This is a genomic window from Curtobacterium sp. MCBA15_007, assembly GCF_001864905.1.
In the GTDB taxonomy this organism is placed as follows: domain Bacteria; phylum Actinomycetota; class Actinomycetes; order Actinomycetales; family Microbacteriaceae; genus Curtobacterium; species Curtobacterium poinsettiae.
The window spans coordinates 982-16,592 of the sequence record NZ_MJGM01000009.1 but is presented as its reverse complement, the minus strand read 5'-3'; the positions used below and the strand labels follow the sequence as shown (position 1 = coordinate 16,592).

The following is a 15,611-nucleotide window of genomic DNA, read 5'->3' as shown; positions in this document are numbered from 1 at the left end:
TGGCACCGGGCCTCCCGTCTGTCTCGTTGCGGGTCCGGGCGGTCCTGCTCGAGACGCCGTCGTGTCCGCGAGACGCCGCGGAAACGCCGAGACGCCGCCGGATCCGGCGGCGTCTCGGCGTGACGACGGCGTCTGCTGCGCCGCACGGACCCGGCAGCGGCTAGTACAGCGCGTTCGCCAGGCGGCGGCGAGCCGCGACCACGCGCGGGTCCTCGGAACCGATGAGCTCGAAGTACTCGACGAGCCGCACGCGCAGGGCTTCACGGTCATCGCCGAACACGGTCGGGACGAGGTCGAGCAGGCGCCCGAAGGCGTCGTCGACGTGTCCGCCCGAGATGTCGAGGTCGGCGACGGCGAGCTGCGCCTGGACGTCCTGCGGGCCTGCGGCAGCAGCGGCGCGGATCTCGTCGGCCGTCCGACCGTTCAACCGGTCGAGCAGCGACACCTGCGCGAGCCCGGCGACGGCCATCTGGTCGTGCGGGTCCTGCAGGATGGCGGTCTTGTACTCCTCGATCGCGGTGGCGTAGTCGCCCTGCTCGATCGCGTCGTACGCGGCCTGGTGGTGCGGCGGGAGCGGCTCCGGCTCCGGCTCGCCCTGCTCCGCGTCGACGTCCGCCGCTGCGCCGTCGACGGACACGCGACCGGACACCCCGTTCTGCTCGGAGGCCTGGAGCACCTGCTCGTAGACGTCGCGGACCTGCGCCTCGGGCAGTGCGCCGACGAAGAGCCCGAGCGGGCGTCCGCCGATCACGGCTGCGACGGTCGGGATCGACTGCGCCTGGAACGCCTGCACGAGCTGCGGGTTCGTGTCGGCGTCCACCTTGGCGAGCACCACGCGGCCGTCGTACTCGGCGGTGAGCTGCTCGAGGATCGGTGAGAGCTGCTTGCACGGCCCGCACCACTCGGCCCAGATGTCCACGATGACCGGGACGACGTTCGACAGCTCCAGGACGTCCTGGAACGTCGCGTCGGTGACGTCGATGACGAGCGACGGGACCGTCGGGCCGGCGCCGCTCGCAGTGCCGACGTCGGAACCGGGCGCGGCACCGCCTGCTGGACCCGCCGGGGCCGGAGCGCCGGACGGCTGGGGCGGCCGCTGTGCGCGGTCGACGAGGGACGACAGGTCCACGGCTCCGCGGAGCCCGGACGGGGTCGGGGGGATGTTGCTCATTGCACCTCACTTGCTGCGGTCAGGCCCTGCGTGAACCCGAGCAGGACCACTTTGTCATCCGAGGCGACCGGCGGCACGTAGAAGAGCAGCTGGACGCTGTAGGTGGCGCTGATGCCCTTCTTGCTCGTGTCGACGCCGGACAGTGCCTTCACGGCACCCTCGGTGTTCACCTCGGCGCCCGACGCGGTCGGGGTCACCGTCTCGATCTCATCCAGGTCAGCCGAGACCAGGGCGCCGGCGTCGTCCGTCGCGATGGCGACGGCGGAGTCGGCGGGGACCTCGGACGAGTACTCGATCTTCGCCGTGTCCGGCAGCGCCTTGGCCTTCTTGTCCTTGTACGCCTTGCCGATGGTCGTGCGGAGTGCGTCACCCTCGGTGGTGAACAGGTCGGCGTACTCGCTGGCGGTGTCCTTCGACAGGATGTCGCCGTAGGCGGTCGCGACCTGGTCCGGCTGGATGGTCAGGAGCTTCGACTCCGGCGCGAGCAGCGCCGCACCGATGGTCGTCGGGGCGAGGCTCGGGATCTTCGCGTCGGCCTCGAGCGACACGTCGTACGCGACCTTGTAGGGATCACGGGCGCTGTCCTGCACCAGGGTCAGGGCCTGCGGCGCCGACTTGGCGTCACAGTCCTCGGCGACGATCGTGAAGACCGTCCGCGGCCAGGTGTCGGTCTGCTGCGGCAGCGCGACGCACACCTGCGCTGCGGAGATGGCCGGCGGCGCCTTGACGTCCGAGTCCTTGCCGCGGATCGAGTAGTTGGCCAGCCGGAGGTCGAGCGCCGCGCCGGAGAACCGGGTGCGGACCAGGTCGCGGTCGCGCGCCCCGTCGGCCTGCTTCGCGACGGCCGCGGCGCGCTGCACGATGCGGGTGATCTGCTGCTTGGTCGCGGCGGTCGGCTCGGTGGGCTCCGCCGCCCCCGTGGCGGTGGCCGTCGGAGTCGGCGTGGCCAGCGACGGATCGCCGCCCTGCGGCCAGTAGTCCGACGAGCAGCCGGCCAGGGTCAGGGCACCGACGAGCAGCACCGGGATGCCGACGAACGCGCGGGTCCCACGACGACCGGGGCGAGGCACCTGCGCCCCGGCGGCGGCGGCACGGCGCGAGGCACGTACCCGCGGCGGACGGCTGCCACCGCTGCGACGGCGGGGACCGCGGCCACGGCGCTGGTGCAGGAAGGCGAGGACGAGCAGCACGAGGCCTCCGAGGACGAACACGCCGCCGGCCACGAGCAGCGGACCCACCGCCGGCGTCGCGGTGTCCTGCGGCCAGGTGACGGACACGTCGCTCGGTGCGGCGGCCTTGCCGTCGCTCACGACCAGGACCGAGACGTCCTGGGGCAGGCGGACGGTGAACTGTCCGGCACCGTCGTACTCCTGGTACCAGAGGTCGCTGCCCTTCGGCGACGGCACGCTCGTCTCGCTGCCCGAGGTCGACCCGACCAGCGAGCCCTTCTCGGCGTCGAAGCGGAGCGTGGTGTGCTCGGCGTCACCGATCCAGGCGTCGACGTCGGCGGTCTTGCCGTACGCCGCGAACACCTTGCCGGAGCCGGACACGTTGATGCGCTGGTAGCCGGGGTTGGCGTTGAGCGTCGTCCCCGGGATCACCGTCACCGGGGCGGAACTGGTCGTCGAGCTCTCGGCCACGAGCGAGGACGGCGGCGCGAACACGGTCCGCTGCCCCACCGCCAGCACCACGAGCAGCAGGCCGATGACGAAACTGACGATCGCCAGGACGAATCGCACGAACACTCTCCCTACCGCGCCGGGGTGGGGATGTCGGCGCGCGAATCAGCGACTCAGGATAGCGAGCATCGCTGGACAGTGCATCAATCCGCGCTGTCGCCGGACTCAGACGACCCGCTCCGGCCGCCACTACAATCGACCGCGGGCCGATCCGGGCCCTCCGCCGAGCACCCAGGAGCGACACGTGGCGAACGACGAGGCCGAGTTCGGGACCGAGCTGCGCGGGTACCGCCGCGACGAGGTGGAGCGTTCACTGAACGACCTGCGCCGCGAGCTCATCAAGTCGAACAACGACCGCGCCGACGCCGCGAAGGAGATCCGTCTCCTGCAGGCCCGCGTGTCCGAGCTGCAGGGCGAGCTGGACGAAGCCGGCACCCCCACGTACAGCGGTCTGGGCACCCGACTCGAGTCCACGCTGCGTGTCGCCGAGGAACAGTCGACCCGGCTCATCAGCCAAGCCGACATCGACGCCCAGCGGCTCCGAGCCTCGAGCCGCGCCGAAGCTGAGCGCACCGTCCGCGAAGCGCAGGAAGAAGCGGGCGACACCCTCGAGGACGCCCGCACCCGCGCCACCAACGAGCTGACGCGCGCCCGCGCCGAAGCCGCCGACACCGTCGAGCGCTCCCGCGCTGAGGCCGGTCTGCTCACGCAGGACGCCCGCAACGAGGCAGCCGCCATCCGCGGTGCCGCGGTGACCGAGGCCGCCGAGGTCCGCTCCGTCGCCATCCGCGAGACGAACGCACTGCGCGCCCAGGTCGAGCACGAGGTCGCGGAACTGCGCGAGATCGCCCAGCGCGAGTCCGCCGACGCCCGCACCGCCGCAGCCGAGCTCGACCGTGAGACCGAGCACCGCCGTTCGGTCTTCGAAGCCGACCACACCCGCCGCACCGAGGACCTCGACCGTGAGGAGACGACCCGGCGCGAGGCCCTCGAGCGCGAGGTCACCGAGGGCCGCGCCGCCTGGCACCGCGAACGGGACGAGGAGCAGCAGGCACACGCGCTGGCCCTCGAGACCGGTCGCGCCGAACTCGAGTCCGAGGTCGCGCGTCGGCGGGCCGAGCTCGACAGCGAGATCGGTGACCGCCGCCGCGAACTGGACGAGGAGCTCGCGGCCGTCCGCGCCGAGTGGGAGCGCGAACTCGCCGTGGCCCGCACCGACCTCGAACAGGAGATCGAAGCAGCCCGCGCCCAGCTGCGCGTCGACGAGGAACAGACCCGCGTCGAGAACGCGCGCCTGGTGCAGGAGACCGCCGACCGGATCGCCCGCGAACTCGAGCAGCACGACGCCCGGATCGCGCAGGAGCGGGCCGAAGCCGACGCAGCAGCCGAGCGTGCCGTCCGCGAGCACGAGAACGCCATCGCCGCCCGCCGCGAACGCGAGCACGCCGAGGTCGACGCCGAGATCGCCGACCGCCGCACCGCCGAGCTCGGGGTGCTCGAAGCCGAGCGCACCGCCCTGCAGCAGGAGATCGACACCGCCCGCGCCGCCCTCGTGAAGGAACGCGACGAGGTCCGTGCCGAGATCGCCCGAGCACGCGACGAAGCCCGCACGACCCTCGAGTCGGAACTCGCGGCCCGCCGCGACGACGCCGAGCAGGACTACCTGCAGAAGCACCACGAGACCGTGACCGAGACGCAGAAGTACCTGGACGAGGCGAACCTGCAGCTCGCCGAGGCCACGCGCCGCGCCACCGAGGCCCGTGAGCGAGCCGAGCGTCTGCAGCAGGAAGCCGACGACCTCGAGCGCACCAGCACGGCCGAGGCGCAGGAGCACGCACGCACCATCGTCGCCGACGCTCAAGACCGGGTGCACCGGATGGTCGCCGACGCCGAGGAGCGCACCGCCGGTGTCATCGCCGAGGCCGAGGACCGCCTGGCGGCGATCCGCACCGAGCGCGAGGCCGTCGCGGGCTACCTCGAGAACCTCCGCGGGGTCCTCACGAACGCGACCGGCCTGCTCGGCACGGCGCCCGCCGCAGCGTCCGCTGCGGACGAGCGCGACGACGTGGACGCGACCGAGCGCTGACGGTCACCGGCCCGGAGGCCCGACACGCGCCTCCAGGCCGCCCCACCCGCAGCAGGTGGCGGGGCGCACGGCGTGCCGTGGGCGTTGCTCAGACCGGCCAGTGGGTCGGCAGCGGTGCGCTGCCCGGGACGACGAGGTCGGCGATCGCGTCGAGCACGATCCGCACGTACCGCTCCCCCACCCACAGGTGCTTCGCGCCCGCGACGGGCACCACCCGGACATTGGGAGCGAGCGCGAACCGCGCGGCCGCAGCTTCGGGCTGCAGGAAGTCGTCGTGCTCCGGCACGAGCGCCACGACCGGGACGTCGACGGCGGCCCAGCGGGCGAGCTCGGCGTCCGACGTGCGGTGCAGCGGCGGTGACAGCAGGACGACCCCGGCGACGGTGCCGGCCTCGACGTGTTCGAGTGCGTGCTTGAGGATTACCTCGGTGCCGAACGACCACCCCACCAGCCACGGCGTCGGCAGCCCGCGGTCGACGACCTCGGCGACAGCGGCACGCAGGTCGAAGCCCTCGGAGACGCCGTCGCCGAAGCCCCCCTCGGACGTGCCGCGCGGCGACGTGACGGATCGGAAGTTGAACCGCAGCACCGCGATGTCGGCCAGGGCCGGCAACCGGGCAGCGGCCTTCTTGAGCACGTGGGAGTCCATGAAGCCGTGTGCGGTCGGCAGGGGGTGGAGCGTGACGATGGTGCCGCGGGCAGGCGCGTCGGCGGGCTCGGCCAGTTCCCCGACGAGCGTCAGGTGGTCGTCCGTGACCAGCTCGACCTCGGTGCGTCGGGCGGGCAGCTCGGTCGCGGAGCGGATCTCGGTGTCGTGCGTCACGTCGTGCTCGGTCATGCGATGCTCCAGCAGTGGTTGTGCCAGTGCCGACGGGACGCCAGGTCGGCGGCGTCACCCAGGACGCCGTCCGCGCGCCAGACCACCACGTGGGCGGTGCCGGGCGACACGGTGCCACCGCAGCCCGGGCAGATGTACTCCTTCTGCGCCGACGCGGCGGAGATCGGCTGCACCTGGTACTCGCGACCGTGGCGGACCTCGGTGCGCTTCCACGAACTCATCAGCCGATCGAGGGTGGACTCCTCGTCAGGCTCGACGTCGCGACCACGGGGACGCCGCGGCCGATTGCTGCGCGGCACCCGAGCAGCCGATCAGTACCAGTTGTTGGCCTGGCTGTGACCCCACGCACCACAGGGGGTGCCGTACACGCCGGCGATGTAGTTGAGACCCCAGGTGATCTGCGTCGCCGGGTTCGTCTGCCAGTCGGCGCCGGCCGTGGCCATCTTGCTGCCGGGCAGGGCCTGCGGGATGCCGTACGCACCGCTCGGGTTGTAGGCGTTCACCCGCCAGCCGGACTCCTTGTTCCAGAGCGAGACCAGGCAGTTGTACTGGTCAGTGCCCCAGCCGCGGGCCGTGACCTGCTGCAGGGCGATCGCCTGCGCGCTGCCGGGGTCGGGGGTCGCGGCGGTGGCCGCGAGCGTGTTGGCGGCCGAGACCGGCTCGGAATCGGGGGCTGCGGCATCCGCGGCGTCGTCGGTGGCATCGGCGTCGTCGTCTTCGACGACGGGCTTCACGACCTTCGGGGCCGGCACCGTCACGCCGTAGCCGTCGCGGTCGGCAGCGGCCTCGCCGTAGGTGCCGTGTGCGGTGTACTGCTGGGGTGCCGGGGCCTTCACGAGCACCGGGGTGTCGACGGCGGCCTGTGCCACGTCGGCCTGCAGCGGGTTGAACAGCGACCCGCCGACGAACAGGAACACGCCGACGAACGACAGCATCGGGGCCGTCGCGCGCTTGCGGGCCACGGCGTTGACCGACGCGACACGGGCTGGCTCGGCCAGCTTCGGCGTCGTACGGCGCTGGACCGTCGCGGTGCGCTGCTTCGGGGAACGCTGCTCGGCGACGAACGCGTCGTGGGCGAAGGACGCCACACGCTCGTCCGAGACGCGGTTCGCCGCGACCGACTTCGGCGTGGCCACCGGCCCCGTCGCCGCTGCCTGCGGGGTCACCCCGAACGCCGACGTCTCCGTCGTGCGGGTTCGCTGCATTGCCGCGCGGCGCTCACCGGAAGCCTGGAGGCTGAGGTGCTCGCGGGTATCGCGGTCGGAGCTTGAATCTGCCGTGTGCCTGCCCATGAGTAGGACCAGGGTAACGGAACGATCACGGAAAGCGAAGCACCTGGGGACAGCGCGTCGTCATCGGACAGCGAGCATCACTTCGACGACGGCGTCGAGCACCGCGTCGACCTGCGCCTCGCGGTACCCGCCGTGCTTCGGGCGGAACACGATCGAGCGCACCTCGGTGAGACTGAGCGGCTTGCCTTCGCGGAAGTACCCGGCGAGTCGGGCGGCGAAGGCATCGACGTCCTTCGGGTGGTAGCCGGTGCCGAGGACGCTCACGCGGCTGAACCGCTGGCCGTCGGGCCGCCCGAGGCGTGCCACGACGTCCGACGCCTTCGTCCGCGCCTCGGCGTACCAGGCCTTCTTGCCGACCTCGCTCATCTCCCGCTCACGCTCGCGCGCCGCGAAGGCGTCCTCCAGCCGCTCGAGGGCGGCGTCGACGTGCGAGGTGGAGTAGCCGCCCTTGCGCATCGAGAACGCCGTGGCACGGATCTTCGCAGCCTCGATGCCGGGGGCGCTGTCGTCGGCGGAGTACGCGCGCCGGGCGTCCTCGAGGAAACGCTCGACTTCGTCGACGTCGTAACCGAGGGCGGAACGGGCTGCGGTCGGGAAGGTGGTGGCCACGGCGTCATTCTGCCAGTCCCGACCGGTGGCACAACCTGGACGCGCTGAGTGCCACGTACAGCCCGGCCCGGGGGCGGGTCAGTGGTTGACGACCAGGTACAGCACGTAGGCGACCGCGGCCGACGGCAGGATGCTGTCGATGCGGTCGAGCAGTCCACCGTGCCCGGGCAGGAACGACGAGATGTCCTTGATGCCGAGGTCACGCTTGATCATCGACTCGGTCAGGTCGCCGAGCGTGGCCGACCCGGAGATAAGCACACCCAGCACGACACCGGTCCACCAGGGCAGCCCGAGCATGAACACGGCCACCAGGATGCCGACGACGATGCTCGCCGCCACGGACCCGGCGAAACCCTCCCACGTCTTCTTGGGGCTGATGCGGGGTGCCATCGGGTGCTTGCCGAGGTTCAGGCCGGTCGCGTACGCACCGGTGTCGACCGCGACGACCACGAGGATGAAGCCGATCACCCAGAGGTTGCCGTCCCGCTGGGCGGAGAGCAGCACGACGCAGGCACCGAGCAACGAGATGTACGCCTGGACGAACAGCCCGTTCGTCAGGTCACGGACGACGTTGCCGGCCGGGGGCTTCTGCCGGGCGAGGGCGACCTCGACCAGGCGCCAGACGCTGATCAGGACGATGCCGCCGAGCAGCGTGAACAGCGCCGGGGCCTGCCCGTACAGGAACGCCGCCGGCACCACCGCGATCGCGACGGCGACGCTCGGGATCCGCGGGACGTCGCGGCCGGCGAAGCGCATCGCGCTCGTCAGCTCGTAGACGCCGACGCCCAGCAGGAACGCCGCGACCACCATGAAGGACGGCGTGAACAGGAGCAGCGTGCCGAGCATGACGACCGCGAACGCGAGCGCGATGCCGATCGCCGCCGGCAGGTTGCGCCCGGTCCGCGCCGTCAGAGCTTCGTTCCGCGCACCGAAGTCGGCCTTGCGCTGGCGGAGCTGCGCCTCGAAGTCGGTGCGCGCCGCACGTGCGCGCGCATCGAAGTCCTGGCGGAGCCCCTTCTTCACAGGCCCGCTCGTCGCGGGCCCGTGCTCTGCTGTGGGGCGGACATCGCCCTGGTCGGAGCGACGCATCAGACCTCGAGGAGTTCGGCTTCCTTCTTCTTCAGCGCGTCGTCGATCTGGTCGACGTGCTTCTTCGTCAGGCCCTCGAGGTCCTTGTCGCCACGCGAGATCTCGTCGTCGGAGATCTCACCCTTGAGCGCGTCGAGGTCGTCCTTGGCCTTGCGGCGGATGTTGCGGATGACGACCTTGTGGTCCTCGCCCTTCGTCCGCACGAGCTTGACGAACTCCTTGCGGCGGTCCTTGGTGAGCTCGGGGATCGTCACGCGGACGATGTCGCCGTCGTTCGTCGGGCTGGCACCGAGGTTCGGGAACGTCGCGATGGCGCGCTCGATCTCCTTGAGCGCCGACTTGTCGTACGGCGTGACGATGAGCGTTCGGGCCTCGGGCGTCTGCAGCGACGCGAGCTGCGCGAGCGGCGTCGGGGTGCCGTAGTACTCGACCGGGATCTTCTGGAAGAGCGCCGCGTTGATGCGGCCGGTGCGGACGGTCGAGAAGTCGTCCTTGGCGACCTCGACAGCCTTCGCCATCTTCTCGGTGGCTTCGGTCAGGACATCACTGATCACGGTGTTACTCCTTCGGTACTGGCGTCGAGTCTAGTCAGCGCCGGGGGTCAGTTGCTGACGACGGTGCCGATGCGCTCGCCACGGATGGCGGCCTGGACGTTGCCGTCGCCCTCCATGCCGAAGACGTGCATCGGCATGCCGTTGTCCATGCAGAGCGAGAACGCGGTGGCGTCGACGACCTTGAGGCCCTTGAGCAGTGCGTCCTGGTAGGTCACGTGGTGCAGCTTCTCGGCCGAGGCGTCCTTCTTCGGGTCGGCGGTGTACACGCCGTCGACGCCGTTCTTGGCGACGAGGACCTCGTCGGCCTTGATCTCGAGCGCACGCTGCGCCGCCACCGTGTCGGTGGAGAAGTACGGCAGACCGGCGCCGGCACCGAAGATGACGACCCGGCCCTTCTCGAGGTGCCGCTCGGCCCGCCGCGGGATGTACGGCTCGGCGACCTGGGTCATCGCGATGGCGGACTGCACGCGCGTCGCGGCGCCGGCCTGCTCGAGGAAGTCCTGCAGCGCGAGCGCGTTCATCACCGTGCCGAGCATGCCCATGTAGTCGGCGCGTCCGCGGTCCATGCCGCGCTGCGAGAGCTCGGCGCCACGGAAGAAGTTGCCTCCGCCGACGACGATCGCGATCTCGACCTCGCGCGCGGCGACGGCGATCTCCTTGGCGATGGTGCCGATCACGTCGGGGTTCACCCCGAGGGAGCCGGCGCCGAACGCCTCTCCCGACAGCTTCAGCAGAACGCGGCGTCGTCCGGTCTTCTCGTCGGTCATCTGGTCCGCACCCTTCGTCGTGGTCTCGTGGAAATGTACTCGCGGATGTGTCGCGCGCGTGTCGTGTCGGTGCGCGCGAAAAACGGGGCCAGGAACCTCGTTGGTTCCTGACCCCGTCACGGGTTCGTTACGCGCCGACCTTGACGCGGGCGAAGCCCTGGATCGTGATGCCGGCGTTCTCGGCGGCCTTCGCGACGGACATCTTGTTGTCCTTCGCGTAGTCCTGGTCGAGGAGCGACACCTGCTTGATGTAGGCGTTCACCCGACCCTCGACGATCTTCGGGAGGGCAGCCTCGGGCTTGCCCTCTTCGCGCGTGATCGCCTCGACGGTCGCACGCTCCTTCTCGATGGCCTCGGCCGGGACCTCGTCGCGGGTCAGGTACGTCGGGTTCGCGAACGCGACGTGCTGGGCGATCGAACGCGCCTCGGCGGCGTTGTCACCCTCGTACGCGATGACGACGGCGATCTGCGGCGGCAGGTCCTGGCTGGTCTTGTGCAGGTAGATCTCGAAGGCCGAGCCCTCGACACGGCGGACCGTGCGGACCTCGAGCTTCTCGCCCAGCGCGGCTGCCGACTCGTTGACGACCTCGAGGACGGTCTTGCCGTCCAGCGGTGCAGCGTTCGCGGCGGCGACGTCGGCGGCACCGGCAGCGGCGACCGCACCCAGCACCTTGTCGGCGAGGGTCGTGAACTTCTCGTTCTTGGCGACGAAGTCGGTCTCGCTCGCGAGCTCGACGACCGTGGCGGCGCCGTTCTCGGAGGTCGCGACGACGACGCCTTCGGAGGTGGCTCGGTCGTCGCGCTTGGCGACGGCCTTGGCACCCTTGATGCGGAGCAGCTCGACGGCCTTGTCGTAGTCGCCGTCGGCCTCGACGAGCGCGTTCTTCGCGTCCATCATGCCGGCGCCGAGGTCCTCGCGGAGCTTCTTCACGTCAGCAGCGGTGAAGTTTGCCATTGACTGGAGTCCTTTCTGGACTGTACGTGTGTGGAGAGTGGAGTGCAGTCGGGGCGCCGGACCCGGTGGGTCCGACGCCCCGGCGGCTCACTCGGCGGGGGTGGTCTCCGCGGCTGCCTCGGCCTCGGCCGTCGGCTCCGCGTTCTTCGCCTCGTCGGCGATCGGCTCGCCGATCTCCTTCGCGGCGACCTGCGCGTCAGCGTTGTTCTCCTCGACGGTCGCACCCTCGGGGGCGGCGTCGGCGGACGGGGATGCCGTCTCGCCACCGAGGAGCTCCTGCTCCCACTCGGCGAGGGGCTCGCTGGCCTCGTCCTCGTCGCCACCGTTGTGGCGGGTCTTCAGGCCCTCGGCCGCGGCGTCGGCGACGATGCGGGTCAGGAGACCGACGGAGCGGATCGCGTCGTCGTTGCCCGGGATCGGGTACGTGATCTCGTCGGGGTCGCAGTTGGTGTCGAGGATGCCGATGATCGGGATACCGAGCTTCTGCGCCTCGTCGACGGCGAGGTGCTCCTTCTTGGTGTCGACGATCCAGAGCGCGCTCGGGGTCCGCGTGAGGTTGCGGATACCACCGAGGGTCTTGTGGAGCTTGTCCAGCTCGCGCTTCTTGATGAGGAGCTCCTTCTTGGTGAAGCCCTTCGTCGTGTCGTCGAAGTCGATCTCCTCGAGCTCCTTCATGCGCGCGAGGCGCTTGGAGACCGTCTGGAAGTTCGTGAGCAGGCCGCCGAGCCAACGCTGGTTGACGTACGGCTGGCCGACGCGGGTCGCCTGCTCGGCGATGGAGCCCTGGGCCTGCTTCTTGGTGCCCACGAAGAGGATCGTTCCACCGTGCGCGACCGTCTCCTTGACGAAGTCGTACGCGCGGTCGATGAAGGCCAGCGACTGCTGCAGGTCGATGATGTGGATGCCCGAGCGCTCGGCGAGGATGAAGCGCTTCACCTTCGGGTTCCACCGACGGGTCTGGTGTCCGAAGTGGACGCCGCTGTCGAGCAGCTGGCGGATGGTGACGACGGCCATGTGCCGTCCTCCTTCTGTGTTCTCGGCGCGCAGCCGTGCTCTCGCACGTCGCTGCGGACCTGTTGCGGTTGTGTCGATCGCGACCGTCGGTCGTGATCCCTGGTGTCCTGGCACGCGACCGCCCGCTCGTGAGAGCGGGACCGGTGGTCGGGTACCGAGCCGATGAGGGCCTGGTGGACACGCGAAGTCAGCGCGCATCAGCACGCTGCTGGATAGATGCTAACAGAAGGGAGGCCCGGATCACGCGCGCCTCGCGGCTGACGTGATCCGGGCCTCCTGTCCGGTCGATCCGGCGGATCCCCGCGGATCCGGCCGTCCTGATCAGGCCTTGGCGTCCACCGTGTCGCCGTCGGCGGAGATGCCCATCTCCTCGAGCGAGCGGCCCTTCGTCTCCGGGATCTTCGCGATGACGAAGAAGAGCGACAGCAGCGCGAACAGTGCGTAGATGCCGTAGGTGACCGTGAGGTTGAAGCCCGAGAGCACCGGGAACGAGATCGTCACGATGAAGTTCGCGATCCAGTTGGCGGCGGAACCGATCCCCAGCGCCGTGGCACGGATGCGGTTCGGGAACATCTCACCGAGCAGGACCCACATCAGCGGACCCCAAGTAGCGCCGAAGGACACCACGAAGAGGTTCGCGAAGATCAGCGCGATGACGCCCCACGAGCCGGGGAGGCTCGGGCTGCCGTCGACGATCGTCGCCTGCGAGAACGCGATGGCGACCATGGTGAGCGAGACGAACATGCCCGCGGAACCCGCGACCAGCAGCGGCTTGCGGCCGACCTTGTCGACCAGGAAGATCGCGATGAAGGTCACGGCGACGTTGACCACCGAGGTGATCGTGGAGATGAGGAACGAGTCCTCCTCCTTGAAGCCGACCGCCTGCCAGAGCGTCGTCGAGTAGTAGAAGATCACGTTGATGCCGACGAACTGCTGCAGCACCGCCAGGATGATGCCCACCCAGACGATCGGCTGGAGCCCGAAGCGGTTGCCCCGGATGGAGCCCTTCTTCTCGCTGGCTTCCTTCTTGATGCCGTCCTGGATCTCCTCCAGGCTCGTGTTCACGGTGTCGCGCGGCACGATCTTGCCCATCACCACGCGCGCGTCGTCGTCCCGCCCCTTGGTGAGCAGGTACCGCGGGGACTCCGGCAGCGTGATCGCCAGGACGCCGTAGACGACCGAGGGGATCACCCCGACCAGGAACATCCAGCGCCAGGCAGCCAGGCCCCAGACCTCGGCCGACGCGCTGCCCGCGGTCACGGCGAAGAGCTGGTCGGACAGGAGCGCGGCGAAGATACCGAGCGTGATCGCGAGCTGCTGGAACGAGGCCAGCCGCCCGCGGATCGCCTTCGGGGAGACCTCGGAGATGTACGCCGGTGCGATGACCGAGGCGGTACCGATGCCGAGACCGCCGACGAGACGCCAGACCACGAGGTCCCACGTGGCGAACGCGAACGCCGATCCGATCGACGAGACGAAGAACAGCACGGCGGCCCAGAACATGATCCGGGTGCGGCCGTAGCGGTCGGCGAGACGGCCGGCGAAGTAGGCGCCGAACGCGCAGCCGATCAGGGCCGAGGCGACCGCGAAGCCGCTGGCCGCGTCGGAGAGGTTGAACTCACCCTTGATCGCGTCGACGGCGCCGTTGATGACGGACGAGTCGAAGCCGAACAGGAAGCCACCGACCGCCGCCGCGATGGCGAACAGGGTGACCTTCCCCTTGAACGCACGGTCTTCGCCGTGCCCGGTGGTCGTGGTGGACACGATGCTCCTGGGTTCTGCCGCCGTGCCGGTGTGCAGCACGGTGCCCCGGCGGTCGGCTGGTTCGCCGTCCGAGCGGCGTTGCGTGTTCCGGAGCGGCCCCGACTGTACTCCTCGCCCGGGATGTGGTCATAACCGGGTGCGAGATCGGGACGACTGGTCGGCGTGCCGACGCGGATCGACGGTGTCGCTGTCGGACGACGTCGACTCCGTCGCATCGGCCGTCGCGTCGTTCCTCCCCAGGCCTGGAGGCGCGACTCCCCCTCCACGGATCGCCCCGTGTCCGCCACGGGGCCGGTTCCACGGCCGAGGCTGGGGACATGCGATCGAGCTCCCGTCCCGTCCTGCTGTCCGTGGTGTGCGCGGCGGTGCTGTGCGGGACGGCGGCGTTCGGTGCGGGGGTGTTCGGGACGGCGGCGTTCGGGGCGGCGGCGTTCGGTGCTGCGCCGTCGTCGGGAGCCGGGCCGTCGGTGACTCCTGCGGCCGACGCCGACGGAGCCGAGGCCCGCTGGGTCTGGCCGACCGGGTCACGGGTGGTCGAACGTGCGTGGGAGGCGCCGTCCTCCGACTATGCCGCCGGCCACCGCGGCATCGACGTCCCCGCGGCCCTGGGGACGACCGCGTCAGCGGTGGCGGACGGCACCGTGGCGTTCGCCGGCGCGGTCGGCGGCCGCACCGTCGTGACGATCGACCACGGCAGCGGGCTGGTCAGCACGCTCGACTCGGTGACGCCCCTGGTCGCCGCCGGTGACGAGGTCGTGCAGGGCGATGCAGTCGGGCGCGTCTCGGTCGGGCACTGTCCGGCGACGGCACCGTGCCTCCACCTGGGTGCGCGGGTCGACGGTCGCTACGTCGACCCGATGCCGTACCTGCCGCCTGCCGAGTGGCCGGTGCTGCTGCCCGAGTCGGCGTGGCCCGGCTGAGCCCACCGGCGACCGAGCGTCAGGGACGTCGGCGCAGCGTCAGGCGCGCGGGTGCGCCGTCCGGTAGACCTCGCGCAGCCGCGCCGACGACACGTGGGTGTAGATCTGCGTCGTCCCCAGGCTCGCGTGCCCGAGGAGTTCCTGCACCGCGCGCAGGTCCGCTCCCCCGTCGAGCAGGTGCGTCGCCGCGGTGTGGCGGAAGGTGTGCGGGCCGCTCGGGCCCTCGCCCGGCAGATCACTGAGCAACCGCGCCACCACGCGGTACGCACTCCGGACGCCGAGTCGGGCGCCACGGTCGCCGAGGAACAGCGCCGTGCTCGCCGGGCCGACGCTCCGAGCGGCGAGGGCGGGCCGTCCGCGCTCCAGCCATGCCTCGAGCGCATCGCGCGCCGGAACGCCGAACGGCACCACGCGTTCCTTGCCGCCCTTGCCGAGGACCCGCACGGTCAGGCGTCCGCGGTCCAGGTCGGTCACGTCGATCCCGACGAGTTCGCTGACCCGGATCGCCGCCGCGTACAGGAGCTCGACGAGGGCCAGGTCCCGCAGCGCCGTCGGGTCGTCCGTCGCGGCCCGGGCGCCGAGCCCGTCGAGCAGGGTGCGCACCTGGTCGGCGGACACCACTCGGGGCAGGTGCGCTCCACCCTTCGGCGCACGGAGCCGGACCCCGGCATCCGTCGGGGTCACCCCGGTCTCGCTCGCCCACCGGGTGAACGCCCGCACGGACGAGGACCGTCGGGCGATGGTCGACCGGGCCAGCCCCCGCTGGTCGGCGTCCCAGAGCCAGTCACGCAGGAGCTCCAGCTCGACGTCGGCGACGCGGTCGACGCTGCGGCCGCCCGCGAAGGTGACGAGCTGCTCGAGGTCGTTGGCGTA

At 70.9% G+C, this 15,611-nt stretch carries 15 protein-coding genes; 2 read left to right on the top strand and 13 right to left on the bottom strand.

The features are described 5' to 3' along the window. Positions 1 to 160 precede the first annotated feature (160 nt). On the bottom strand, positions 161 to 1,171 hold the full coding sequence (locus tag BIU95_RS05845; RefSeq protein ID WP_071250898.1) for a tetratricopeptide repeat protein: 1,011 nt from the start codon (positions 1,169 to 1,171) through the stop codon (positions 161 to 163). Then, entirely contained in the window at positions 1,168 to 2,910 is a 1,743-nt protein-coding gene (locus BIU95_RS05840) for a hypothetical protein (protein WP_071250986.1), read from the bottom strand. Before BIU95_RS05840 ends, BIU95_RS05845 begins: the two co-directional genes overlap by 4 nt. A 184-nt stretch (positions 2,911 to 3,094) precedes the next feature. Between BIU95_RS05840 and BIU95_RS05835 the strand changes: the two genes are divergently transcribed. After that, positions 3,095 to 4,936, top strand: a complete 1,842-nt coding sequence (locus tag BIU95_RS05835; protein WP_071250896.1) for a hypothetical protein — start codon at positions 3,095 to 3,097, stop codon at positions 4,934 to 4,936. A gap of 88 nt (positions 4,937 to 5,024) precedes the next feature. Here the strand turns inward: BIU95_RS05835 and BIU95_RS05830 are convergent, their stop codons facing one another. The 10 genes from BIU95_RS05830 to BIU95_RS05785 form a co-directional block, all read right to left on the bottom strand. Next, positions 5,025 to 5,774 (bottom strand): alpha/beta hydrolase, encoded by a 750-nt coding sequence (locus BIU95_RS05830; protein WP_042539651.1) that lies wholly within the window; start codon positions 5,772 to 5,774, stop codon positions 5,025 to 5,027. Continuing rightward, the gene (locus tag BIU95_RS05825; protein WP_031260297.1) at positions 5,771 to 6,073 is read right to left on the bottom strand and encodes a hypothetical protein; all 303 of its coding nucleotides are present in this window, start codon (positions 6,071 to 6,073) and stop codon (positions 5,771 to 5,773) included. Before BIU95_RS05825 ends, BIU95_RS05830 begins: the two co-directional genes overlap by 4 nt. Before the next feature lie 12 nt (positions 6,074 to 6,085). Further along, positions 6,086 to 6,979 carry a lytic transglycosylase domain-containing protein gene (locus BIU95_RS19045; RefSeq protein ID WP_254783278.1) on the bottom strand — a complete coding sequence of 298 codons (894 nt, stop codon included), beginning with the start codon at positions 6,977 to 6,979 and terminating at the stop codon, positions 6,086 to 6,088. 147 nt (positions 6,980 to 7,126) lie between these two features. Beyond that, positions 7,127 to 7,675, bottom strand: a complete 549-nt coding sequence (locus BIU95_RS05815; protein ID WP_071250894.1) for a DivIVA domain-containing protein — start codon at positions 7,673 to 7,675, stop codon at positions 7,127 to 7,129. Between the two features lie 78 nt (positions 7,676 to 7,753). Beyond that, on the bottom strand, positions 7,754 to 8,698 hold the full coding sequence (locus tag BIU95_RS05810; protein ID WP_042539655.1) for a phosphatidate cytidylyltransferase: 945 nt from the start codon (positions 8,696 to 8,698) through the stop codon (positions 7,754 to 7,756). A 65-nt stretch (positions 8,699 to 8,763) separates the two neighbouring features. Further along, positions 8,764 to 9,318 carry a ribosome recycling factor gene (gene frr, locus BIU95_RS05805; RefSeq protein ID WP_017888240.1) on the bottom strand — a complete coding sequence of 185 codons (555 nt, stop codon included), beginning with the start codon at positions 9,316 to 9,318 and terminating at the stop codon, positions 8,764 to 8,766. A 47-nt stretch (positions 9,319 to 9,365) separates the two neighbouring features. Beyond that, complete coding sequence (gene pyrH, locus BIU95_RS05800) at positions 9,366 to 10,085, bottom strand: UMP kinase (RefSeq protein ID WP_017888241.1); 720 nt, start codon at positions 10,083 to 10,085, stop codon at positions 9,366 to 9,368. Between the two features lie 127 nt (positions 10,086 to 10,212). After that, positions 10,213 to 11,040 carry a translation elongation factor Ts gene (gene tsf, locus BIU95_RS05795; RefSeq protein WP_042539657.1) on the bottom strand — a complete coding sequence of 276 codons (828 nt, stop codon included), beginning with the start codon at positions 11,038 to 11,040 and terminating at the stop codon, positions 10,213 to 10,215. A gap of 87 nt (positions 11,041 to 11,127) precedes the next feature. Beyond that, positions 11,128 to 12,054: a 30S ribosomal protein S2 gene (rpsB, locus tag BIU95_RS05790; protein WP_071250892.1), complete on the bottom strand. Its 927-nt coding sequence runs from the start codon at positions 12,052 to 12,054 to the stop codon at positions 11,128 to 11,130. A 321-nt stretch (positions 12,055 to 12,375) separates the two neighbouring features. Then, on the bottom strand, positions 12,376 to 13,761 hold the full coding sequence (locus BIU95_RS05785; protein WP_231564093.1) for a sugar porter family MFS transporter: 1,386 nt from the start codon (positions 13,759 to 13,761) through the stop codon (positions 12,376 to 12,378). Between the two features lie 374 nt (positions 13,762 to 14,135). Here BIU95_RS05785 and BIU95_RS05780 point away from each other — a divergent pair, with 374 nt between their 5' ends. Continuing rightward, entirely contained in the window at positions 14,136 to 14,738 is a 603-nt protein-coding gene (locus BIU95_RS05780; RefSeq protein ID WP_083389265.1) for a M23 family metallopeptidase, read from the top strand. Positions 14,739 to 14,777: 39 nt separating this feature from the next. Here BIU95_RS05780 and BIU95_RS05775 read toward each other — a convergent pair. Continuing rightward, on the bottom strand, positions 14,778 to 15,611 hold an 834-nt coding region (locus BIU95_RS05775), incomplete at its 5' end, for a tyrosine recombinase XerC (protein WP_071250886.1).